General features: G+C 54.0%; 1 pseudogene. It reads left to right on the top strand.

The features are described 5' to 3' along the window. A pseudogene (locus tag HY29_RS19065) lies at positions 1-580 on the top strand (IS6 family transposase); the annotation flags it as partial.

Here is a 580-nt window from a genome sequence, read left to right as displayed (position 1 = left end):
GTTGAAGACCTGCTCCATGAACGCGGCATCGACATTTGCCATGAAACGGTCCGTCATTGGGTCGATCGCTTCGGCACTTACTTCGCGCACAAGATCCGCAGGCGCCGTTCGGAAAGAATGAGGCAGTCACTGCAATGGCAGTGGCACCTGGACGAAGTCCTCGTGAGCCGCAGGCAGGCGAAGCCAATATCCGTGGGAAGACTCTCTATCTATGGTCCGATCTATGGCCCGCGGTCGACCATGAAGGCGAAGTTCTGGAGTTCTTCGGCACGAAGACCCGGGATAAAGTCTCTGTATTGAAATTTATGCGAAAAGCGATGAGGCGATATGGAAACCCTCAGATCGTGGTGACTGACAGACTTCGCTCGTATGGGGCCGCAATGCGTGAAATCGGAAATGCACACCGCCAGGAAACTGGCCTGCACCTGAACAATCGCACCGAAAATTCCCACGAACCATTCCGCCGACGAGAGCGGGCCATGTCTCGTTTCCGGCGCTTGCGAAGTCTTCAAAAATTCGCATCAGTCCATTCGTCTGTATACAATCACTTCAATCATCAGCGGAATATCGAGAGCAGGGC

The organism is Hyphomonas beringensis (assembly GCF_000682755.1).
GTDB lineage: Bacteria > Pseudomonadota > Alphaproteobacteria > Caulobacterales > Hyphomonadaceae > Hyphomonas > Hyphomonas beringensis.
The sequence above is the reverse complement of the archived record's forward strand: the minus strand, read 5'-3'. Positions and strand labels throughout refer to the sequence as shown.